Origin of the sequence: Streptomyces sp. NPDC047028 (assembly GCF_040644095.1) — a bacterium.
GTDB lineage: Bacteria > Actinomycetota > Actinomycetes > Streptomycetales > Streptomycetaceae > Streptomyces.
In genome coordinates this window covers 1-22,173 of the sequence record NZ_JBEYVS010000011.1, presented here as the reverse complement: position 1 = coordinate 22,173, position 22,173 = coordinate 1, and the positions used below count along the sequence as shown (strand labels likewise).

The 22,173-nt window shown below is 72.3% G+C and carries 21 protein-coding genes; 15 read left to right on the top strand and 6 right to left on the bottom strand.

From position 1 onward, the window contains the following. The first annotated feature begins 166 nt into the window (after positions 1–166). The 9 genes from ABZ854_RS12445 to ABZ854_RS12405 all read left to right on the top strand — a co-directional run bounded on the left by ABZ854_RS12445 (position 167) and on the right by ABZ854_RS12405 (position 10,169). Positions 167–1,552: an LLM class flavin-dependent oxidoreductase gene (locus tag ABZ854_RS12445; RefSeq protein WP_361208387.1), complete on the top strand. Its 1,386-nt coding sequence runs from the start codon at positions 167–169 to the stop codon at positions 1,550–1,552. A gap of 10 nt (positions 1,553–1,562) precedes the next feature. Further along, positions 1,563–2,732: a pyridoxal phosphate-dependent aminotransferase gene (locus tag ABZ854_RS12440; protein ID WP_361208384.1), complete on the top strand. Its 1,170-nt coding sequence runs from the start codon at positions 1,563–1,565 to the stop codon at positions 2,730–2,732. Further along, positions 2,729–3,697, top strand: a complete 969-nt coding sequence (locus ABZ854_RS12435; RefSeq protein ID WP_361208381.1) for a 3-methyl-2-oxobutanoate hydroxymethyltransferase — start codon at positions 2,729–2,731, stop codon at positions 3,695–3,697. The genes ABZ854_RS12440 and ABZ854_RS12435 overlap by 4 nt, the downstream gene beginning before the upstream one ends. Beyond that, on the top strand, positions 3,694–4,998 hold the full coding sequence (ectB, locus tag ABZ854_RS12430) for a diaminobutyrate--2-oxoglutarate transaminase (RefSeq protein ID WP_361208378.1): 1,305 nt from the start codon (positions 3,694–3,696) through the stop codon (positions 4,996–4,998). Before ABZ854_RS12435 ends, ectB begins: the two co-directional genes overlap by 4 nt. Further along, a complete protein-coding gene (locus ABZ854_RS12425) occupies positions 4,995–5,972 on the top strand; it encodes a diiron oxygenase (RefSeq protein WP_361208375.1) in 978 nt (325 codons plus the stop codon). Before ectB ends, ABZ854_RS12425 begins: the two co-directional genes overlap by 4 nt. A gap of 1 nt (position 5,973) precedes the next feature. Continuing rightward, positions 5,974–7,182: an MFS transporter gene (locus ABZ854_RS12420; protein ID WP_361208372.1), complete on the top strand. Its 1,209-nt coding sequence runs from the start codon at positions 5,974–5,976 to the stop codon at positions 7,180–7,182. A 277-nt stretch (positions 7,183–7,459) separates the two neighbouring features. Then, positions 7,460–8,332, top strand: a complete 873-nt coding sequence (locus ABZ854_RS12415) for an NAD(P)-dependent oxidoreductase (RefSeq protein ID WP_361208369.1) — start codon at positions 7,460–7,462, stop codon at positions 8,330–8,332. Next, positions 8,329–9,600, top strand: a complete 1,272-nt coding sequence (locus ABZ854_RS12410; RefSeq protein WP_361208366.1) for an ATP-grasp domain-containing protein — start codon at positions 8,329–8,331, stop codon at positions 9,598–9,600. The genes ABZ854_RS12415 and ABZ854_RS12410 overlap by 4 nt, the downstream gene beginning before the upstream one ends. Continuing rightward, positions 9,600–10,169 (top strand): pyridoxamine 5'-phosphate oxidase family protein, encoded by a 570-nt coding sequence (locus tag ABZ854_RS12405; RefSeq protein ID WP_361208363.1) that lies wholly within the window; start codon positions 9,600–9,602, stop codon positions 10,167–10,169. The genes ABZ854_RS12410 and ABZ854_RS12405 overlap by 1 nt, the downstream gene beginning before the upstream one ends. A 15-nt stretch (positions 10,170–10,184) precedes the next feature. Here ABZ854_RS12405 and ABZ854_RS12400 read toward each other — a convergent pair whose 3' ends face one another. Both ABZ854_RS12400 and ABZ854_RS12395 read right to left on the bottom strand, forming a co-directional pair. Further along, a complete protein-coding gene (locus ABZ854_RS12400; protein ID WP_361208360.1) occupies positions 10,185–11,432 on the bottom strand; it encodes a hypothetical protein in 1,248 nt (415 codons plus the stop codon). Next, a complete protein-coding gene (locus tag ABZ854_RS12395; RefSeq protein ID WP_361208357.1) occupies positions 11,429–12,610 on the bottom strand; it encodes a ThiF family adenylyltransferase in 1,182 nt (393 codons plus the stop codon). Before ABZ854_RS12395 ends, ABZ854_RS12400 begins: the two co-directional genes overlap by 4 nt. A gap of 223 nt (positions 12,611–12,833) precedes the next feature. Between ABZ854_RS12395 and ABZ854_RS12390 the strand changes: the two genes are divergently transcribed. Both ABZ854_RS12390 and ABZ854_RS12385 read left to right on the top strand, forming a co-directional pair. After that, positions 12,834–14,162: a M14 family zinc carboxypeptidase gene (locus ABZ854_RS12390; protein ID WP_361208354.1), complete on the top strand. Its 1,329-nt coding sequence runs from the start codon at positions 12,834–12,836 to the stop codon at positions 14,160–14,162. Positions 14,163–14,259: 97 nt separating this feature from the next. Continuing rightward, positions 14,260–14,841, top strand: coding sequence for a Uma2 family endonuclease (locus ABZ854_RS12385; RefSeq protein ID WP_361208351.1), 582 nt, complete (start codon positions 14,260–14,262; stop codon positions 14,839–14,841). 85 nt (positions 14,842–14,926) lie between these two features. On the opposite strand, the gene ychF is transcribed toward ABZ854_RS12385, so the two are convergent. Next, a complete protein-coding gene (gene ychF, locus ABZ854_RS12380; protein ID WP_361208348.1) occupies positions 14,927–16,015 on the bottom strand; it encodes a redox-regulated ATPase YchF in 1,089 nt (362 codons plus the stop codon). 207 nt (positions 16,016–16,222) lie between these two features. On the opposite strand from ychF, the gene ABZ854_RS12375 reads away from it, so the two are divergent. Next, on the top strand, positions 16,223–16,747 hold the full coding sequence (locus ABZ854_RS12375) for a DUF6542 domain-containing protein (RefSeq protein ID WP_361208345.1): 525 nt from the start codon (positions 16,223–16,225) through the stop codon (positions 16,745–16,747). Between the two features lie 16 nt (positions 16,748–16,763). Here ABZ854_RS12375 and ppgK read toward each other — a convergent pair whose 3' ends face one another. After that, positions 16,764–17,516 carry a polyphosphate--glucose phosphotransferase gene (gene ppgK, locus ABZ854_RS12370; protein WP_361208342.1) on the bottom strand — a complete coding sequence of 251 codons (753 nt, stop codon included), beginning with the start codon at positions 17,514–17,516 and terminating at the stop codon, positions 16,764–16,766. Positions 17,517–17,574: 58 nt separating this feature from the next. Beyond that, positions 17,575–18,591, bottom strand: coding sequence for a 4-hydroxy-3-methylbut-2-enyl diphosphate reductase (locus tag ABZ854_RS12365; RefSeq protein WP_361208339.1), 1,017 nt, complete (start codon positions 18,589–18,591; stop codon positions 17,575–17,577). Between the two features lie 246 nt (positions 18,592–18,837). On the opposite strand from ABZ854_RS12365, the gene xseA reads away from it, so the two are divergent. Then, on the top strand, positions 18,838–20,046 hold the full coding sequence (gene xseA / locus ABZ854_RS12360; RefSeq protein ID WP_361208335.1) for an exodeoxyribonuclease VII large subunit: 1,209 nt from the start codon (positions 18,838–18,840) through the stop codon (positions 20,044–20,046). Beyond that, entirely contained in the window at positions 20,043–20,267 is a 225-nt protein-coding gene (locus ABZ854_RS12355) for an exodeoxyribonuclease VII small subunit (protein WP_361208332.1), read from the top strand. Before xseA ends, ABZ854_RS12355 begins: the two co-directional genes overlap by 4 nt. A gap of 89 nt (positions 20,268–20,356) precedes the next feature. Here the strand turns inward: ABZ854_RS12355 and ABZ854_RS12350 are convergent, their stop codons facing one another. After that, entirely contained in the window at positions 20,357–20,884 is a 528-nt protein-coding gene (locus ABZ854_RS12350) for a DUF4245 domain-containing protein (protein WP_361208329.1), read from the bottom strand. 125 nt (positions 20,885–21,009) lie between these two features. Between ABZ854_RS12350 and glpX the strand changes: the two genes are divergently transcribed. Further along, positions 21,010–22,044, top strand: coding sequence for a class II fructose-bisphosphatase (gene glpX, locus ABZ854_RS12345; protein WP_129307022.1), 1,035 nt, complete (start codon positions 21,010–21,012; stop codon positions 22,042–22,044). Positions 22,045–22,173: the final 129 nt, after the last annotated feature.

The window sequence follows — 22,173 nt, the reverse complement described above, 5'->3', positions numbered from 1 at the left end:
GAGTAGGTCACCGCCGGTGGCCGCAGAGGTTTTGGGAAAGACCCCGGCGCAATGGGCACAACGAGATTTTCGAAGGGAAGAACGCGTTGTGCCCACAACCGTGGACCGGCGGGAACCCTTGGCTACCGTCCCCTTCCGGGTCGCGTATGCAAAGGGGGATTCGCAGATGACGCGGACACCGGACCGCAGGCTCCGTCTCGGGGCTTTCCTGGTCGCGCCGGGCTATCACATAGCGTCCTGGCGCCACCCGCACGCCCACGCCGACGGAGGACTCGACTTCGGCCACTACCGCGATCTCGTGCGGACCGCCGAGCGCGGCCTGTTCGACATGGTGTTCCTCTCCGACGGGGTCGGCATCCGCATCCCGTTCCGGGACGCCGACGAACTGAGCCGGCAGGGCCGGATCGTGCAGTTCGAGCCGGTCTCGCTGCTGTCGGCGCTCGCCGTGCACACCACGCACATCGGACTGGCGGCCACCGCCTCCACCACCTACAACGAACCCTTCAACCTGGCACGGAAGTTCGCCTCCCTGGACCACCTGAGCGCGGGCCGGTCCGGCTGGAACGTGGTCACCTCCGTCACGGACGCCGAGGCCCGCAACTTCAACCTGGACCAGCAGCCCGAACACGCCGCCCGCTACCACCGGGCACGCGAGTTCATGGAGGTCGTCACCGGGCTGTGGGACAGCTGGGAGGACGACGCCTTCCTCTACGACAAGGAGTCCGGCCGCTTCTTCGACCCCGAGAAGCTGCACATCCTCGGTCACGAGGGAGAGCACTTCACGGTCCGCGGCCCCCTCAACGTCGCCCGGCCGCCCCAGGGTTACCCGGTGATCGTGCAGGCCGGCGCCTCCGCGGACGGGCAGGACTTCGCCGCCCGCTGGGCCGAGGTCGTCTTCACCGCCGCCCAGGACGCCGAGCAGGCACGGGCGTTCTGCCGGGGCATCAAGGAGCGGGCCGCCGGCTACGGCCGCGACCCCGAGCAGGTCAAGGTGCTGCCGGGCATCTTCCCGGTCGTCGGCCGCACCCGGGCGGAGGCGGAGGACAAGTACGCCACGCTCCAGGAGCTGGTCGACCCGGTCGTCGGGCTCGGACTGCTCAAACTGCTGCTCGGGGACACCGACATCTCCGGGCACCCGGTGGACGGCCCGCTGCCCGAGCTGCCACGCACCGAGGGCAGCACCAGCCGCCAGCAGCTCGTCTACGACAAGGCGCGCCGGGAGGGGCTGACGATCCGCGAGCTGTACCAGTCGATCTCCGGCGGGCGCGGCCACCGTATCGTCATCGGCACTCCTGAGAGCATCGCCGACGAACTGGAGGAGTGGTTCACGACCGGCGCGGCCGACGGCTTCAACATCATGCCCGCGGTCCTGCCCGACGGCCTCGACGACTTCGTCGCCCTGGTGGTGCCGGAGCTGCAGCGCAGGGGCCTGTTCCGGACGGAGTACGAGGGCACCACCCTGCGCGAGAACCTCGGCCTCGACCGCCCGTCCTGGGGCGCGGCCCGAGCGGTACCCGCGTCCGTCCCACCCACCGCCTCCACCCCCGACTAGGAGCATCTCCATGCCCTCCTTCGGTCGTTCGCTGACCGAAATCCCCCCGTCGCCGCTCGTCGCGGTCGAACGGCTGCTGCGGGCCCACGGGCACGAGGTGCCGGTCCGCCTGCACCAGGGGAAGACCGTCTTCCCGCCGTGTGCCGAGCCGCGCACCTGGGACCGCGCCGAGTTCGGGATCGCCCCGCACGAACACGCCCCACCGGTCGGCGTGCCCGCGCTGCGCGAGCGGCTCGCCCAGACGGCGAGCGCCCGCCGCGGCCTCCCGGTCGACACCGACCGGATTCTCGTGACCGCCGGGGCGACCCACGCCATCGCCGTCGTCCTGCACGCGATCCTGAGCCCGGGCGACGACGTCCTCGTGCTGTCCCCGCAGTGGCTGTTCGCCACCGGCCTGGTCCACGCGGCGGGGGGTGTGCCGCGCGAGGTCCCGGTGTTCCTGGAGCTGTCCGAGGACGCCGGCTTCGACTTCGTCTCCGTCGTCGAGGCCGCCGTCGGCCCCCGCACCCGCGCTATCTACTTCAACAACCCCAACAATCCCACCGGTTACCGCCTCGACGAGACCCAGCTGGCCGCTCTGACCGCTGTCGCGGAGCGGCACGACCTGTGGCTGATCGCCGACAACGCCTACGAGAACTACGACTTCTCGCCGGACGGTTTCACCGAGCCGGCCACCGTCGGCGCCGCCGACGCGCGCACCTTCTCGGTGCACTCGTGCAGCAAGACGTACGCGATGCCCGGTGCCCGCGCCGGATACCTGATCTCCCCGCCCGGCTGCACCGAGATCCTGACCAAGTGGTCGCTGCACACCCTGTACTCGGTGCCCACGGCCGCCCAGTTCGCCGCCTTCGAGGCGCTGGCCACCGCGCCGGAGGAGCTGGCCGCCCGCCGCCGGCTCGCCGCCCAGGCCCGCGACCTCGCGGACGGGGCCCTGGAGATCCCGCACACCCGCGTCGCCGGGGGCCTCTACACCTTCCTGGACCTGCGGGCCTACCGCGACGGCGACGGGGCCGGGTTCGTCCGCCGCTGCGCGGAGGAGGGGGTGGGACTCGCGCCCGGCGAGGTCTTCGGGGCGCACTGCGCCGCCTGGGCCCGCCTCTGCTTCACCGCCGCGCCGCCCCAGGCCGTGCGGGAGGCCGTCGACCGCATCCACAAGGTCTACCAGGAGGGCGCCGCGTGACCGCCGACCTGACCGCGCCGCCCGTCGTCGGTGCGCTAGCGCCCTACCTGCGGCGCTACACCTCACCGGCCCAGCTCGGCGTGAAGATCAACGCCTACCGCGGCTACGAGATCGAGGGCCTGGCCGAGGCCCTGGCCGTCCCCGACCTGGCCGACAGCCCCGTCGAGTGCGTCATGGTGGGCGACTCGTACTTCATGACCCACCTGGGCCGGCCCGGAACCGTCATGTCCGGCGCGGCGGAACGCGACTGGGCGCTCACGACGATGGCCGGCCTGGTCGACGAGGTGCGCGACGCCCTGGACCGGCACTTCACGCCCGACCGGGTCCCGTTCCTGCTCGCCGACCTGCCCGACGGCGCCACCGCGAGCCCGACCGCCGCCCGGCAGGCCGCGGCCCGGTTCCGCGCCTCGGGCGCCGACGCCGTGAAGATCGAGGTGGCGGGCGACGCCGAACTGGCCTGCGTCGAGGCCGTCGCCGCGACCGGCCTGCCCGTCCTCGCCCACCTCGGCTACACCCCCCAGCTCACAACGCTGACCCGGCACGGCGACGCCGTGGACGACGCCCTCGGCCTGTTCGCGCAGGCCCGCCGGGCGCGGGACGCGGGGGCGTGCGGGCTGGTCGTGGAGATGGTCAGCGAGCCGGTCAACCAGGCGCTCAGCCGCCCGCACCCGGCCGGGCTGCCGCTGTACTCCGTGTTCAGCGGCCGGGCCCGCTGGGGCGGGCAGAGCCTCAACCTGTGGGACGCGGTGGTGCGCCCCGCCCGGCCCGGCCGCTACTTCCCGCCGACGCCCGTCCTGGACGCGGCCGACGTGCCCGCCGCCTACACCCCCGGCCTCATCGCCGACCGGATGCGGGAACTGGTCCGGCTCACCCTCGCGGGCTGGTTCCCGCTCTCCCCGCGTACCGCGCTGGGCGCCCAGCAGGCCGCGCGGATCGCCGACACCGATCCCTGGAGCGTGTCATGACCGTCACCGACCCGGCGCCCGCCGCCGCCCCGGCCGTCTTCGACGAGCTGGAGTCCGCCGTACGGACGTACTGCCGCCGCTTCCCGGCCGTCTTCACCCGTGCCTCGGGCCACCTGATGTGGGACGAACAGGGCCGGGAGTACGTCGACTTCCTCTCCGGCGCCGGCGCCCTGAACTACGGCCACAACCCGGCCGGCGCGAAGGCCGCCCTCGTCGACTACCTGCTCGCCGACGGCCCCGCGCACGGCCTGGACCTGCACACCTCGGCCAAGGCCCGGTTCCTGGAGCGGTTCCGGGAGGTCGTCCTCGCCCCCCGCGGGCTCGACCACCGCGTCCAGTTCACCGGCCCCACCGGCACCAACGCCGTCGAGGCCGCCTTCAAGACGGCCCGCCGGGTCACCGGCCGCACCGACATCGTCGCGTTCACCGGCGGCTTCCACGGGCTCTCCCTCGGCGCGCTCGCCGCCTCCGCGACCGCCTTCAAGCGCGGCGCGGCCGGCGTGCCGCTCGGCCATGTCACGCGCATGCCGTACGAGGGCTACTTCGGCCCGGACACCGACACCGTGGACCACCTCACCCGGCTCCTGGACGACCCGGGCAGCGGCGTCGACAAGCCGGCCGCGGTGATCGTGGAGACCGTGCAGGGCGAGGGCGGGCTGGCCGTGGCGAGCCCCGGCTGGCTGCGCCGGCTCGCCGAGGCCGTCCGGGAGCGGGACATCCTGCTGATCGTCGACGACATCCAGGCGGGCTGCGGCCGTACCGGCACCTTCTTCAGCTTCGAGGAAGCCGGCATCGTGCCCGACCTGGTCTGCCTGTCCAAGTCGGTCAGCGGCTACGGGATGCCGATGGCGCTCACTCTGATCCGCCCCGACCTCGACCGGCTCGGCCCCGGCGAGCACAGCGGCACCTTCCGCGGCAACAACCTGGCCTTCGTCACCGCCGCGGCCTGCCTGGAGCACTGGGCCGACCCCGAGTTCACGGCCCGGGTCCGCGCGCACGCCTCCGTCCTGGACGGCCTCCTCACCGAACTGGCCGCCCGGCACCCGGAACTGGGCTGTGCACCGCGCGGCCGGGGCCTGATCCGCGGGCTCGCCTTCACCGACGACACCACCGCCGACCGGGTCTCCCGGGCTGCCTTCGAGCGGGGGCTGCTGGTGGAGACCTCCGGCGCCCGCGGCCAGGTCCTGAAGCTCATGCCGCCCCTCGTCACCGGTGAGGAGGATCTGCGCCACGGCGTCCGCATCCTCGCCGGCGCCCTCGAATCGGTCTCGGCACAGTCCCCCCAGGAGGAACGACAGTGACCGTTCTGCACGAGCACACCGGTGACCCCGTCGACACCGGCGAGGAGTACGGCCACATCGACGAGGCCGTGCTGCGCCGGATCGCGGACTCCTGGCCGCGCCGCGCGACCATCCGCACCGACCTCGACCGCATCTCCGAGCCCGAGGAGTACGACGAGGCGCTCCCCGACTACCCGGTACGGCTGCTGCCGTTCGCCGAACACCCGCTGTTCCTCGCGGCCACCCCGGAGCAGCGGCAGCGGGTGCTGACGATGGCCTGGCTCGTCTACAACGAGCGGGTCATCGCCGCCGAGGAGCACGTCGCCAACCCCACCTTCGCCATGATCATGCACGGCACCTTCCCGGGCGCCGACGGCATCCACCTGAAGCGGGCCGTGCAGCAGACCCATGTCGACGAGGTCTGGCACACGTACATGCACATGGTCGCCATGCAGCGCACCCGCGAGGTCCGGGCGGTGACCACCGAGCCGTCGTACCCGCACACGGTCACCTACCGCCGGCTGCTGGAGGCCGACGCGCGCGCGACCGAGCGGTGGGAGCGCGACCTGCTCAAGCTGGTGTGGACGACCGTCTCCGAGATCAGCGTCAACGCCTACCTGGAGCTGCTCTCACGCGACGAGACCGTCCAGCCGCTGCACGCCCTCGTCCCCCGGCTGCACGCCCGTGACGAGTCCGCGCACTCCTCGGTCATGGTGGAGGTCGCCAAGGCGCTCTACCTCCACCTCAACGAGGAGCAGCGCCGGGCGTTCACCGCGTACCTGCCGAAGGCTCTGCTCGCCTTCGTGGAGCAGGACTTCGAGGTGTGGCCCGGTGTCCTGCGGCACGCGGGCATCGAGCGGGCGGACGAGATCGTCGCCGACTGCCGCGCCCGGAGCGGCAACGGCCTGCTGGTCCGCGACTTCTCCGGCATCCGGCGGATCGTCCGCGAGATGGAGCTGGAGGACCTCGTGGACTTCGACTTCGGATCGGACTGACATGCGGCTCAGCGGTCTTCCCGCGGGCGGCGGCCGCCTCGCCGCGGCCGCCCTGGTCCAGTCCCTCGGCATCGGCCTCTTCATGGCGTCCTCCATGGCGTTCTTCACCCGCCAGGTCGGACTGTCCGCGAACCAGGTCGGCGCGGGCCTGGCCGGCGCGGGGGCCGTGGCGCTCGCCGTGTCCCTGTACGGCGGTGAACTCGCCGACCGGTACGGGGCGCGGCGCGTGCTGGCCGGGCTGTACGCGGCCCGCGCGGTGTGCTGCGTGGTCTACGCGTTCGTCACGTCGTTCTGGCAGTTCCTGGCCGTCACCCTGTTCGCGGTGTGCGTGGACCGGGCCGCCCCTCCGGTGCTCCAGGCGCTGGTCGCCGGGTCGGTTCCCGACCAGCGGGACCGGACCCGGGTGCTGGCCGTGGTCAACGTGGTGCGCAACGTCGGGCTCGGCGCCGGTGCCATGGCCGCGGGGGCCGCGCTGGTCAGCGACACGCTGCTGGCCTACCAGCTCACCCTGTCGGCGATCGGCCTCGCCTTCCTCGGCGGCGCCGCGCTGGTGCTGCGGGTGACGGAGGCGGAGCGTCCCGCGGTGCGCGCGAAGCCCGCCTGGGCACTGCCCCACCGGGGCTATCTCGCGCTGACCGGGCTGAACTTCCTGCTGATGTTCTTCGACACCCTGCTGCTCGTGGCCATGCCGGTGTGGGTCCTGGAGCACACGGACGCGCCCCGCATCACGGTGTCCGTGCTGTTCACGCTGAACACCGCGCTCGTCGTCGTCTTGCAGATCCCGGTCAGCCGGTTCGCCGACGGACTGCGCCGCACCAGCCGGCTGATGGCCGGCGCCGGGGCGGTGCTCGCCGTGGCGGGCCTGTGCTTCGCGGCGGCGGGCGGCGCGGGCGGCTGGGTCGCGGTGGGCTGGCTGGGCGCGGCCGTCGTAGCGCTGTCGCTGGGTGAGGTCATGGCCAACTCGGCGGGCTGGGAGCTGTCCATCGCCCTCGCCCCGGCCGAGGTGCGCGGCCGCTACCTGGCGGTGTTCAACCTCGGCCTGTCCGCCGAGCGGGTGCTCGGCCCGATCGTGGTCACCGGGCTGCTGCTGAGCGCGGGCACGGCCGGCTGGATCGGCGCGGCGGCGGTCTTCCTGCTGGCGGGCGTGACCGGCGAACGGGTCGCACTCGGCACGGGCACACGGGAGGCGGCACAACCGGTGGAGGTGTGAGGGGTGCCTGCGGCTCGGCCGGGCGGATGGCCCGACGGGCACACGACCCACGGGCGGGTGACCCGGCGGACGGGTGACCGACGGGCCAGTGGCCCGACGAGCGGGTGGCCCACGAACAGGTGGCCCGACACAGGCAGGTGGCCCGGCTGGCGGGTGACCCGCGGACAGGTGGCCGGCGGGCAGACGAACGGCCCGACGGGCGGGTGGCCGGGCACGACCGCGATCGTGTGCGGGGTGTCCTGACGAGGTGTACTGACGAGAAGAAAGGGTTCCAACCATGCGGGTGGGTTTCGCCGGACTCGGGGCCATGGGCGGCGGGATGTGCCGCCGGCTGGCCGACCGCGGATTCGAGGTGACCGTCTACGACCTCGACGCCGACGTCCTGCGCCGGGCGGCGGAGCATCCGGGCGTCACCGCGGCGGCGGACGTGCCGGGGCTGGCCGCACCGGTCGTCGTCACGATGCTGCCGGACGGCGCCGCCGTACGACGGGTCGCCGACGCCCTGCTGCCCGCCCTGGGGCCCGGCGCGCTGATCCTGGACACCGGTTCCTCGGCCCCGGCCGACACCCTCGAACTCGCGCGCGTCGCCGCGAAGTCGGGCACGGCGGTGGTGGACGCCCCGGTCTCCGGGAGCCCCGCCGCCGCCCGCTCCGGCGAGCTGACGCTGATGGCCGCCGGGGACGACGAGGCCCTCGACCGCGCCGAACCCGTGCTGTCCGCCCTCGGCCGGATCCACCGGGTCGGTCCGTCGGGCGCCGGGCACGCGCTGAAGGCGCTGAACAACCTGCTGTCGGCGGTGAACCTGGCCGCCGTAGCCGAAGTCATGCTCGCGGGGCGGGCGTTCGGACTGGAGCCCGCGGTCATGCTGGAGGTGATCAACGCCTCCACCGGCCGCAACCACGCCTCCCAGACCAAGCTGCCCGACCACGTGCTGCCGGGTAGTTTCGACTCGGGCTTCGCGCTGCGCCTGATGCTGAAGGACATCCGCATCGCCGCCGGACTCCAGGCGGAGGCAGGCGGTCCCGCCCCCTTCGGCACCGCCTGCCGGGAGCTGTGGGAGCGGGCGGAGGCGGACCTTCCGCAGGGGGCGGACAACGTCGAGGTCGTGCGCTGGCTGGAAGAGGCCGCGGGACGGGAGCTGCGGGGATGACCGGCACCAGGCGCATCGCGATCATCGGCGGCACTCCGGCCGCGCTGCGCAAGGCGCGCGCCGCGGGCTTCGAGGTGGTCTGGGTCCACCACCCCCATGAGCTGGCCGCCGGCGGCCTCGCGGAGGTGTCCGAGGCCCTGCTGACGGACTACAGGGAACCGGCCGCCGTAGCCGAACTCCTGCGCGCGGTCCACGCCCGGCGCCCCGTCGAGCGGGTCGTGTCGATGATCGAGGACGGTCTGGAGACGGCCGCCACGGCGACGGACGCGCTCGGCCTGCCCGGCACCGGCACCGCTGTCGTGGGGCTCCTCCAGGACAAGCTCGCCTTCCGGTCCCTGCTGAGCGCACGGGCCGTGGACCCGACGGCCGCCCGGATCGGCCACGGCGAGCAGGACCTGCGCACGTTCGTGGAGACGTACGGGCCCACGGTCGTCAAGCCGCGCTACGGCTCCGGAAGCATCGGCGTCCGCGTGGTGCACGGACCGGACGAGGTGCCCGAAGTGGCGTCCTGGGCGGCCGGGTTCGGGCTGCACACCTTTCTGATGGAGGAGTACCTGCGCGGTCCGGAGATCAGCGTGGAGGCGTTCTCCTACGCCGGGCGCCACGTCGCACTCGCGCACACCGCCAAGGAGACGCTCGACTCGCTGGTGGAGATCGCGCACGTCCAGCCCGCCGCCCTGACCCCGGAACTCACCGCGGCCGTCGACGATCTCGTCGTCCGCATGCTCGACGCGGTCGGCCTGCGGGACGGCCCGTCCCACACTGAGGTCAAGCTGACCCCGGACGGCCCCCGGCTCGTCGAGTCGCACAACCGGCGCGGCGGGGACCGCATCGCCGACCTCGTGGGCGAGGTGTACGGCATCGACATCGACGCGCTGGCCTGGCTCTGGTACGCGGGCCGGACCGAGCCGGTGGCACCCGGTGAGCCCCGGTGCGGCGCCGCGGTGCGCTTCCTGACCGCCGAGCCGGGTGTCGTCGAGGCCGTGACCGGGGCCGACGCCGTGCGCGCCGACCCGCACGTGGTCGACCTGCAGATCTCGGTGGGTCCCGGCGACGCGGTGCACCCCATCGCCTGGTCCTACGACCGCTCGGGCCTCGTCATCGTACGGGGCGCGGACGCCGACGACGCCCGGGAGCGGGCCGCCGAGCTGGCCGACTCGGTCGTCATCCGCACCACCCCGCACGAGGGGCCGCCGCCCGACCGGTCCATCGCGGCGGTGGCACCGCGCCCGGACCGGCTGCTCGGGCCGTCGGAGGTGAGCGGCTGATGGGCAAGCTGTACGAGGTGCTGACACCCGCGCTGCGGGCCTTCCTCGCCGAGGCGCCGGTGTTCTTCGTGGCCACGGCACCGCTCGCCGCCGACGGCAGGGTCAACGTCTCCCCTAAGGGCGGCATGGACACCCTGACCGTGCTCGACGACACCACGGTCGCCTACCTCGACCTCATCGGCTCGGGTGCGGAGACCATCGCCCACCTGAGGGAGAACCGGCGCATCACCCTGATGTTCTGCTCCTTCACCGCCCGCCCCAAGACGCTCCGGCTCTACGGCGAGGGCCGCTGCGTCTTCCCCGGCGACCCGGAATGGGACGCGCTCGTCGGCCGCTTCGGCTCGCACCCCATCCCCCGCTCGATCGTCGTGGTCTCCCTCGACCGCATCACCGACTCCTGCGGCTTCACCGTCCCGGAGATGGCCCTGGTCCGCGAACGCGACCTCCAGGACAAGTGGGGTGAGCGCAAGACCCCGCCCCAACTGGAGTCGTACATGCGCGAGAAGAACTCCCGCAGCATCGACGGCCTGCCGGCCCGCCCGCACCAGGAGTCGGCCCCGATCACCTGACGCGCACCGTCTCCGTCAGCCTGCCCTCGCGGCTCCCGCCGAACGCCGGTTGCGCCACCGGGTGACCAGCCACAGCACGTTGACGCCGCCCAGGACCACCAGGACCGTCACCGAGTCGGCGTTGCGGGCGAGGCTGTGCCCGGGGCCCAGTCCCCGGGCGGCGCGGACCAGCAGGGTGAGGTCGGCGGGCAGGGTGACGGCGGCCATGAACGCCAGGCAGGCCGCCGTACCGGCGACGAGGACGACGCTGTAGAGGCGTACGGCGCGGCGCTCGTGCGGGGGGAGGCGGGTGCTGGGGTCGGGGGTGCCGGGTTGGCGGCGCTGGGTCGATGGGAAGAGCAGGCGCCGGAAGCGGTGGCGGGCGTAGGCGAGGCCGTCGCCGTACAGGTTGCGGCAGCCAGTGAGGTCCTGGAGGACGAAGTAGAGGTCGGTACGGGTGAACACCATGAGCTGGAACGGCAACGGCATCAGGGCCAGCAGCAGGCCGGCGGCCAGCAGCCGGTGGACCGTCGTCCCGGTGCTGGTGGTGACGAGGACCAGGAGGATGCAGGAGGCGACGGACAGGTTCAGGGCGATGCCGGCGAGGTAGGCCGTCAGGCGGTGTCGGCGGGGCGCCAGTTCGATGCCGCTGATGTCGGTCTGCATGACCAGGAACTGAAGCCGGGTGCCGAGCCGCATCCGCCCCGGCACTCCGGCGGCGCGCGCGGTGGCCAGGTGTGCCAGCTCGTGCGCCAGCAGCAGCGTCCACCCGGCGGCCGCTCCGGTCAGCAGGACCAGGCTGCCGTGCCGGCTCCACAACAGGTCGCGGTAGCCGGGAAGCAGGCGGGGGTGGCGGACCAGGGCCACGACGGCCGCCGTCAGCAGCAGGCCGACGAGCACATGGAGCGCCGGGTGCAGGGTGAACCGCACATGGCCGGGCCGCAGCCACGGCAGTGACGCGGGTGGCGGGTCGCCGTCCGGGACCGGGTGGTCGCCGATCCGCGCCACGAACCCCAGGGCGGCCAGGTCCCTGACGAAGTCCGGGATCTCGAAGTCCTCGCCGGTCTCCGCGCGCAGCGTCTCTGCCGTCCGTCCCACGCTGAGCCCCTCGCCGAGCAGTTCCACCGCGCGCGCTCCGGCGGCCGGCAGGGCGACGAAGGTCCGGTTGGTCATCCGGCCCACGATCCACTCGTCGTCCCGGTCCCGCCGTACCTCCAGGTCGTGCAGCAGGACGCGGGTCGACGTCCCGATCGGGGGCTCTTCACGGGCGGCGGTGTCCGTCACGGGTACTCCCCCGGTCCGGCGCTCACCGCCGGTCGCGGTCCGCAGGCGGGGCAGTCGGGGCGCCGGGGCGAGCGCTGCATGACCGGGTCGCCGGGCACCATGAGGTTGAGCCCGGACCGGTAGCCGGGCTCGACCGGCGGGATGCCGCACAGCAGGGTGAGCGCGGCGTGGGCCAGCAGGCTGCCGGACAGGCCCGCGGTGACGGCGTTGACCGGGTTCCACGGCATGCGGGGCGAGGCGGCGTCCTCGTCCTGGCCGGGTGCGAGCCGCAGGTCGCGCCGCTCGATCTCGGCGCTTCGCAGACACTCCCAGCACGCGCCCCGGCCGGGCGCGAACACCCCGACGCTCACGAGCGGGCCGCGGTATCCGGCTTCGGCCCACGGGGTGCCGGAGGCGAGGCAGACGCGGTTGGCCCATCTGCGGATGGCGGTGGGCCGGTCGGCGGCGAGCAGCAGCACGTCGTATGACGCTCCGCCGCCGGGCGTACCGGTCAGCAGGTCTTCGAGATCCTCCCGCCCGCGTACCTCACGCCGCTCGCCCGTGACCGTGACGTCCGAGTTCAGTGCCCGCAACGCGGCCAGCGCGGCGTCGGCCTTGGGCGTACCCAGGTCGTCTTCGCGAAAGAGTGTCTGCCGGTTGAGGTTGGACAGCTCGACGACGTCCGGTTCGACGCAGTGCACCAGTCCCACTCCGGAGGCCACCAGGTCGCGTGCGGCGGCCCCGCCGGTACCGCCGACGCCGACCAGCAGCACCCGGGCTCGGCGCAGCCGCAGTTGCGGCTCCCAGGCGCTCTCCCGTGGCCGGAGGTCCATCCAGCGCAGCAGGGTCATGCCCCTGCTGTACCGCTCGCGTTCCCGCTCGGTCAGTTCCGCCGGCGGCTCGGCACCGGCGTCCTCCACGTATCCGGCGAGGGTCAGGTCGGTCATCGCCTGGACGATGTCGGTGTCGGGCAGCCGCAGTTCGGGGTGGCGGCGGGTCACCTCGGCGACGACGTCCTCGGTGCCGCGGGTGCCGTCCATCGCCTCGACCAGCGTCCACACCCAGCCGTCGGGGTCCGTCACCTCGGCGCCGATGCCGTAGACGACGCTGCCGATCCTGAGGTGGCCATCGACCGTCCGGTAGGCCCGGTGTTCCGGTTTGATGCGGGGCCGCCGCATCGCGTGCACCGTCACCGTCATCCGTGCGCCATTCCCGTCAGTCCCAACTCCCCCGGAACACCACCGACATTGACAACACTGACCGGATGAGCGAAGTCTGACAAGAGCACGTCGGCCGACGAACGTCACCATCCGCCACCGGAAGGACACGCCATGCCGAACAAGATCGAGATCCGCCCGCTGGACAAGAAGGAGACCACCGGCGACAGCGGTGGCAACGGCGGTTCCTGACCGGACGCGACCGGTGGACCGCTATCCCACGGTCGCGGAGGTCAACGACGCGGCGCGGCGGCTGGTCTCCCGGTTCCCCGGAACCGGCCGCCTGCACCGCATCGGAACGTCCCGCGCGGGCCGTCCGCTCCTGATGCTGTCCGTGGGACACGGGCCCCGCCACATCCTCGTGGTCGCCCGCCCGCACTCCGACGAGCCGGTGGGCGGCGCGACGGCACTCGCGCTGGCGTCTCTCCTGGTACACGGCGCCACAGGAACGGGGAATCGGCTGTCCGGTGCCCACCAGCGGCATCCCTCCCCCGCGACCGACCTGACCCGCGTCACCTGGGACATCGTCCTGTGCCTGGACCCGGACGGCGCCGCACTGAGCGAGGGAATCGAGGAGGCGACGGCTCGTCCCGCCCCCACCCTGGAGAGCTACTACGGCACCGCGTTCCGCCCGGTCGCGGCGGAGCAGCCGGAATGGGCGCCGATCGAGGGGCGTCAACTCCCGGAGAGTCAGGCCCTGTTCGACGTCATCGAGGAATTCCATCCGGTCCTCCAGTGCTCGTTGCACAGCGTCGACGCGGGCGGCACCTGGATCCAGTCGACCCGCCACCTCCCCGGACTCGCCGCCCCCTTCGAGACCTCCGCGAGGCACCTGGGCATCCCGGTCCAGCACGGCACCTACGACGCCCTGTACTGGGAGAACCCCAGCCCCGGCATCCACGTCCTGCCCCCACCGGACAGCACCGCCCGGCTGGCGGCCGGCTCCGAGAACATCGCCCGCTCCACCTGGTGCGCACCGCAGCGGTACGGGGGCAGCACGGTGATCGTAGAAGTACCCCTGTGGGCCACGGCCCGGGCCGCCTCCCTGTCCCCCCACCCGGGCCCGGCCCCCGCGCTGCGCGCCCTGTCGGCCCGGGTCCGGGACACCGGAGCACAGGTGACCGCCGTCTTCGACAAGGCACGCGACTTCCTGCCACCGGCCCGGGACGACGCTCGGGTCCGCGTACTGGAGTGGATGGCCGACGACCTGTACGACCTCGTCGCCGACTCCTGGCACCCGCTGACCCACCAAACCCCCACCCCGCACGGCGTGACAACGGCCCAGATCTCCGCCCTGGACGTCGTGGCCCGCCGCCAGCCCCTCCGCGCGGCAGGCCTCCTCCTACGACTCCTGCGCACAGCGACCGACCCCGCGGCCCCCGCCCTCCACCACACCCTGAACGCCCTCTTCACCACCTGGTGCACGGACTTCCACGATTCCCTCCACCTGCACTGGGTCCCGGTGGCCCACCAGGTCCGGCACCAGACACACACGGTGCTGGCGGCGGCGGAGAGCGCACTGGCCGGGCACTGAACCGGGACGTCGACCACAAGGCCGCCACCTGCGAGGAAGAGCGATCGCCCTTGACGATGCGATGGCCCGGGCCTGGCCCAGTCGCTACGGTTGGTCCATGACCGCACTGCCCGACTGGATGCGCCCGCCGCGCGAGGAAGGCTGGTTCGCGGAGGACCTGGACCGCCTCCCCGAAGCACCCCGCCACACCGAGCTGATCGACGGAGCGCTTGTCTTCATGATGTCGCCGCAGCGGTCCTGGCACGGCCGCCTCGTCACTTCCCTCACCACCACGCTCATGGCGGCCGCGCCCGCCGGTTTCGAGGTCGAGCGGGAAATGACCATCCGCCTCGACGACCGCAACCGGCCGGAACCGGATCTGCTCGTCACGACCGCCCCCTACGATCCGGACCGCACGTGGTACGCACCGGACGAGGTCCAGCTCGTCGTCGAGGTCGTCTCGCCAGAGTCCGCCCACCGTGACCGCACCGTGAAGCTGCACAAGTACACCGACGCCAACATCCCGCACTACTGGTGTGTCGAGGAAGAGAGCGGCGTCCCCGTCGTCCATGTCTACGAACTCGACGAACCGACCCGCGCCTACGCGCCCGCCGGAATCTTCCGAGGCACCCTGAAGCGCCCTGTGCCGTTCGAGATCAACCTCGACCTCGACAGGCTCATCCCACCGCGGAACAACTAGAACCAGTTGCCCGCGTGTGACGTGCGGGCCGAAAAGGCCGCCCGAGCCGCTTCGTCGCGGGTCAGGCGGCCTGTTGTCGGGCGGGTCAGACGTTGAAGCGGAACTCCACCACATCGCCGTCCTGCATGACGTAGTCCTTGCCTTCCATGCGGGCCTTGCCCTTGGCTCGGGCCTCGGGGACCGAGCCGGTTTCGACGAGGTCGGGGAAGGAGATGACCTCGGCCTTGATGAAGCCCTTCTGGAAGTCGGTGTGGATGACACCGGCCGCCTCGGGGGCCGTGGCGCCCTTCTTGATGGTCCAGGCGCGGGACTCCTTGGGGCCGGCCGTGAGGTAGGTCTGCAGGCCGAGGGTGTTGAAGCCGACGCGGGCGAGGGTGGCGAGGCCCGGCTCGTGCTGGCCTACGGACTCCAGGAGTTCCAGGGCCTCCTCCTCGTCCAGCTCGGCGAGGTCGGCCTCCAGCTTGGCGTTGAGGAAGATCGCCTCGGCGGGGGCGACCAGGGCGCGCTGCTCGTTCTTGAAGTCCTCGTCGACCAGTTCGTCCTCGTCGACGTTGAAGACGTAGAGGAAGGGCTTGGTCGTCAGGAGGTGGAGGTCGTGGAGCAGCTCGTTGCGGTCGGTGCCCTGGACGATGCCGTGGGCGAAGAGCGTGTCGCCCTTCTCCAGGATCTCCTTGGCCTCCTCGACCGCCTTGACCTTGGGGGCGAGGTCCTTCTTGATGCGCGACTCCTTCTGGAGGCGCGGCAGGACCTTCTCGATCGTCTGGAGGTCGGCGAGGATCAGCTCGGTGTTGATCGTCTCGATGTCGTCCTTCGGGGACACCTTGCCGTCGACGTGGACGACGTTCTCGTCCTTGAAGGCGCGGATGACCTGGCAGATCGCGTCGGACTCGCGGATGTTCGCCAGGAACTTGTTGCCCAGGCCCTCGCCCTCGGAGGCGCCGCGCACGATGCCGGCGATGTCCACGAAGTCGACCGTGGCCGGGAGGATGCGCTCCGACTTGAAGATCGACGCCAGCTTGGCGAGCCGGCCGTCGGGGACGCCGACCACGCCGACGTTCGGCTCGATCGTGGCGAACGGGTAGTTGGCCGCCAGCACGTCGTTCTTGGTCAGGGCGTTGAACAGGGTCGACTTGCCGACATTCGGCAGGCCGACGATTCCGATCGTGAGCGACACGTTGCGACTTCCCGTGGATGAGAGGGATGGGAGCAGGGGGTGAGGGGGCGGGCCAGGAGTTGCGGGGGCCGGGGAGACACCGGCCGATCCACCAGTTTACGGCGTCGGGCGGAGCGGCCTCCCGCCAGCGTCGAACCCTTGGCCGGGCTCCGGGCCCCGGCGTGTCTGATGGGCTATTCGACACATAAACAGACCTAAGTTGGTCCAGTGGAGCAACACGGAACGCGACCCCCGAACGACGGACGGCGACGCGGCGCGCCACCGCCTGCGTCGCTGCCTCCCCAGGCCCGGCGCCGGCCGCCCGGAGAGCGCGCGCTCGCGCAGGCCGCGGGCCCGGCGGCTCCCGACGGATGGGGGCGTCCCCGGCTCACCGGGCTCGGCGGGGGGCTGTTCTGCGGCCTGGCGATGTTCCTCCTCGGCTGCCTGGACGAACTGCTGTTCGGCGCCTCCCTGACGGTGTACGGCGTGCTGTTCCTGCCGGTGTGCGCGCTGACCGCGCTGTGGGTGCGCGCGGGTGACGTGCTGACCGCGCCCGTCGTCGTGCCGATCGCGTTCGTCGTCGGGCTGCTGCCGGTCGCGGACGGCGGCGGCGGGGTGCTGGGCCGGGTGATGGGCCTGGTCACGGGGCTCGCCACCCAGGCCGGCTGGCTGTACGGGGGGACGCTCGCCGCCGGGGTGATCGTGCTGGTGCGCCGGGTGCGGTGGGTACGGCGGCGCCGGCGGCGCACCTGACGGGGCGCCCCTGGGGTCAGCGGTGCTGGTCCTGGGCCGCTCTCATCGCCGCCCCGACGATCCCCGCGTTGTTCTGCAGCTGCGCCGGTACGACCTCGGCCCTGATGCCCTCGATGTAGTGCAGGAACTTGGCCGCCTTGCGGCTGACCCCGCCGCCGATGACGAACAGCTCGGGCGAGAACAGCATCTCCACGTGGGCCAGGTATTTCTGGACGCGCCGCGCCCACCGCTCCCAGCTGAGGTCGTGGTCCTCCTTGGCCTTGCTGGAGGCCCGCTTCTCCGCGTCGTGACCGTGCAGCTCCAGGTGGCCCAGCTCGGTGTTGGGGACCAGCAGGCCGTCGGTGAAGACGGCGCTGCCGATGCCGGTGCCGAAGGTGAGCAGGACGACCGTGCCCCGTCTGTCCCGGCCGGCGCCGAACTGCATCTCGGCGACGCCCGCCGCGTCCGCGTCGTTGACGACCGTCACCGGCAGGCCGCCCAGTCGGCCCGAGAACAACGCGCGCGCGTCCGTGTCGATCCAGCTCTGGTCGACGTTGGCCGCCGTACGCACCGTGGCGCCGCCGGTGACCACCCCGGGGAAGGTGAGCCCGACGGGGCCGGTCCAGCCGAAGTGGTCCACGACTTGCCGCACCCCGTCGGCCACGCCGTCGGGCGTCGCCGGGTTCGGGGTGAGCACCTTGTGGCGCTCCTGGGCCAGGTCGCCCTTGTCCAGGTCCACGGGGGCGCCCTTGATCCCGGATCCGCCGATGTCCACGCCGAAGAGCTGCATGGCACTACGTTACGACGGGCGACTGACAGTCACGCCCCGATCGGCGCGAGGGTGGGGCTCACGCCTCGGGCGTGCCCGAACCGCCGCGCTCCGCCGTCAGGGCCGCCGCCTCCTCGCGCAGGTCGCGGCGCAGCTCCTTGGGCAGCGAGAAGGTGATGGACTCCTCGGCCGCCTTGACGATCTCCACGTCCGCGTAGCCGCGCGCGGCGAGCCACTCCAGCACCTGCTCGACGAGGACGTCCGGGACGGAGGCGCCGGAGGTGACGCCGACCGTGCCGACGCCGTCCAGCCAGGCCTCGTCGATCTCGTCGGCGAAGTCGACCAGGTAGGCCTCGCGGGCGCCCGCGAGCTTGGCGACCTCCACCAGCCGCTTGGAGTTGGAGGAGTTGCGGGAGCCGACCACGATGACCAGGTCGGACTCGGTGCCCATCTGCTTCACGGCGAGCTGGCGGTTCTGCGTGGCGTAGCAGATGTCGTCGCTGGGCGGGGAGACGAGGCCGGGGAACTTCGTCTTCAGGGCGTCGACGGTCTCCATCGTCTCGTCCACGGAGAGGGTGGTCTGGGACAGCCAGACGACCTTCGAGGGGTCGCGGACCTCGACCTTGGCGACGTCCTCGGGGCCGTCGACGAGCTGGATGTGGTCGGGGGCCTCGCCGGAGGTGCCGATGACCTCCTCGTGGCCCTCGTGGCCGATGAGGAGGATGTCGTAGTCCTCGCCCGCGTACCGGACGGCTTCCTTGTGGACCTTGGTGACCAGCGGACAGGTCGCGTCGATGGTGGCGAGCCGGCCGCGCTCGGCCTCCTCGTGCACGGCGGGGGCGACACCGTGCGCGGAGAACATCACGATGTTGCCCGGCGGCACCTCCTCCGTCCGCTCGACGAAGATCGCGCCCTTCTTCTCCAGGGTCTGCACGACGTACTTGTTGTGGACGATCTCGTGCCGGACGTAGATCGGGGCCCCGTACTGTTCGAGGGCCTTCTCGACGGCGATCACGGCGCGGTCCACACCGGCGCAGTAGCCCCGGGGGGCGGCGAGCAGGACACGGCGGCCAGACGAAGCGGTCATGGGTCCCATCGTAACGACCTGGGGAGCGACAGGGGGCGGAGGAAGGAGCGGCGTCCGGTGCGGTCGATCGCAAGGCGCCGGAACGCCCTCGTAGCGGAGCTACTAGGGCGTTTCGGCAACGCCGCGAGCGGCCGTGCCGGGCGTCGCGACGCCGCCCCCTGTCGCTTCCCAGGTCGTAAGGGTGCGGGCCCCGGACCTCGGCCGGGTCGCGACGGTGCGGCCGCGTTGTCACAGGCGGCCGTTAGTCTCGGGCGCATGGCTGTGAACACCTCTCCGGAATCCCCGTTGCCCGTCGGTGACGTGTCGCGGCTGATCGGGGGCTGGATCGACCGGCTCGGCGCGGTGTGGGTCGAGGGGCAGATCACGCAGTTGTCGCGGCGGCCCGGCGCCGGGGTGGTCTTCCTGACGCTGCGCGATCCGTCGTACGACATCTCGGTCAGCGTGACCTGTTTCCGGCAGGTGTTCGACGAGGTGGCCGATGTCGTCGGCGAGGGCGCCCGGGTCGTCGTCCTGGCGAAGCCGGAGTGGTACGCCCCGCGCGGGCAGCTGTCGCTGCGGGCCGCCGAGATAAGGCCGGTCGGCGTGGGCGAGCTGCTGGCCAGGCTTGAGCAACTGAAGAAGAGGCTCGGGGCGGAGGGCCTGTTCGCGGCGGACCGCAAGAAGCCGCTGCCGTTCCTGCCGCAGCTGATCGGGCTGGTCTGCGGGCGTGCCTCGGCCGCGGAGCGGGACGTGCTGGAGAACGCCCGGCACCGCTGGCCGGCGGTCCGTTTCGAGGTGCGCAACGTCGCGGTGCAGGGGGTGCACGCGGTGCCGCAGGTCGTGCAGGCCGTGAAGGAGCTGGATGCGGTCGACGACATCGACGTGATCATCGTGGCCCGGGGCGGCGGCAGCGTCGAGGACCTGCTGCCGTTCTCCGACGAGCAGCTGGTGCGCGCGGTGGCCCAGTGCCGTACGCCCGTGGTGTCGGCCATCGGGCACGAGCCGGACACCCCGCTGCTGGACTACGTGGCGGACCTGCGGGCCTCCACGCCGACGGACGCGGCCAAGAAGGTCGTACCGGACGTGGGCGAGGAGTTCGAGCGGGTCCGGATGCTGCGGGACCGGGCGCGGCGCTGCGCCACGGCGCTGGTGGAGCGGGAGGAGCGCGGGCTGGCGCACGCGCTGGGGCGGCCCTGCATGGAGGATCCGCACCGGATGCTGGACGAGCGCGCGGACCACGTGGCCGCGGTGCTGGAGCGCGGCCGGCGCACCCTCGGCCACCTCCTGGACCGCGCGGACAGCGAGCTGACGCACACGCACGCGCGCGTGGTGGCCCTCTCCCCCGCGGCGACGCTGCGGCGGGGCTACGCGGTGCTGCAGAAACCGGACGGGCACGTGGTGCGCGGCCCGGACGAGGTGACGGCGGGCGAGGCGCTGCGGGCGCGGGTCGCCGACGGTGAATTCACGGTGAAGGTGGGCGAATGACCGGCAGGACCGAAGAGGCGCTCTCGTACGAGCAGGCGCGGGACGAGCTGATCGAGGTCGTACGGCGGCTGGAGGCGGGCGGCACGTCGCTGGAGGAGTCCCTCGCCCTGTGGGAGCGGGGGGAGGAGCTGGCCAAGGTGTGCCGGCGGTGGCTGGAGGGGGCGCGGGCCCGTCTGGACGCCGCGCTGGCGGAGGAAGAGGGGGAAGAGGGCACCGATTGAGGGGGGTGCGGGTGGCGCGCCCCTTGGGGGCGCGGGGAACTGCGCGACCAGCCCCCACCGGCCCGCGGACGTACGACTGCCCGCTCCGGTCACTTCATCTGCAGGGCCGCCGCCATCGCCGTCAGCTGCGTGAAGGGGCCCGTGCCCGCGACGACCGTCGTGGAGCCCGGCGTGTTCTGGAGGACCAGCGCGTCGTAGCGGCCGCCGGTGTAGCGCGTCCAGGTGTGCTCGCCGATCTTCTCCGTCTTCTTCGTCGCGGAGGCGCCCTGGCTGGCGTCGTCGATGAAGTCGGCGGTCTTCTGGGTGGACTGCTCGACCTGGACGTACTGTCCGCCGGGCGCCTGGAAGCCGAGGTGCCAGTGGTCGCCGTTCTCTCCCTGGTAGCGCACCGAGGTGGCCTTCCAGCTCTGCGGCAGACCCTCGGGCGCGGCCACCGGGTAGCTCGCGCTGCGGCGTGCCGTGAGCAGTTCGACCCGGTAGTCGACCCGCTTGAGGTCGGGGGCGTGATCGTCGTGCGGGATGCCGAGGAAGTACACGACCGCCGCCGCGATGCCGATCAGGGCCAGGGAGAGGATCATGTCCCGGGCCGTCTTCTGCTTGCCGTTCGAACCTGCCACGCCCCTATCGTCGCAGGTGCCCGGAGCGCTCATCCGTGGGGTCCCCTGCTCATTTTGTCTGCCTGACGATAGAGTCTGGACCACACCCTCATCCGGCCGTCGTCGTATCAGAAAGGTGCGCTCCGATGACCGAAAATCATCACTTGCCGTCCGAGCTCGATGTTCCGTCCGAGGCCCCCGACCGCAACCTCGCCCTGGAACTCGTCCGGGTCACCGAGGCCGCCGCCATGGCCGCGGGCCGCTGGGTCGGCCGCGGCGACAAGAACGGTGCCGACGGCGCCGCGGTGCGTGCCATGCGGACCCTCGTCTCCACCGTCTCCATGAACGGTGTCGTCGTCATCGGCGAGGGCGAGAAGGACGAGGCGCCGATGCTCTTCAACGGAGAGCGGGTGGGCGACGGCACCGGCCCCGAGGTCGACATCGCCGTCGACCCGATCGACGGCACCACCCTGACGGCCAAGGGCATGCCCAACGCCATCGCCGTCCTCGCCGCCGCCGAGCGCGGCGCCATGTTCGACCCGTCCGCCGTGTTCTACATGGACAAGCTGGTCACGGGCCCCGAGGCGGCCGACTTCGTCGACATCGACGCGCCGGTGGCCGTCAACATCAAGCGGATCGCGAAGGCCAAGAAGTCCGCGCCCGAGGACGTCACCGTCGTCATCCTCGACCGGCCGCGGCACCAGGGCCTGATCAAGGAGGTCCGGGAGGCCGGCGCGCGCATCAAGCTGATCTCGGACGGCGATGTCGCCGGGTCGATCTACGCGCTGCGCGAGGGCACCGGCGTCGACCTGCTGCTCGGCGTCGGCGGCACCCCCGAGGGCATCATCTCCGCCTGCGCGGTGAAGTGCCTCGGCGGCACCATCCAGGGCAAGCTGTGGCCCAAGGACGACGAGGAGCGGGCCCGGGCGATCGACGCGGGGCACGATCTGGACCGGGTGCTGACGACGGAGGACCTGGTGACCGGGGAGAACGTGTTCTTCGTGGCGACCGGGATCACCGACGGTGAGCTGCTGCGGGGTGTGCGGTACCGGTCGGAGACCGCGCTCACCGAGTCGATCGTGATGCGGTCCAAGTCGGGGACGGTGCGGCGGATCGACTCCGAGCATCGGCTGCGCAAGCTTCGGGCCTACAGTGCGATCGACTTCGACCGGGCCAAGTAGCTTCGCGGGGTTTGGGCTTGTCGCGCAGTTCCCCGGGGCCCCGCCGGGGGGGGGGGGGGGGGGGGGGGGTAAAGGAGCCCCCCCGGCGGGGGGGGGATCGGTAGTGCATCGTGTAAAAAACACGGAAAA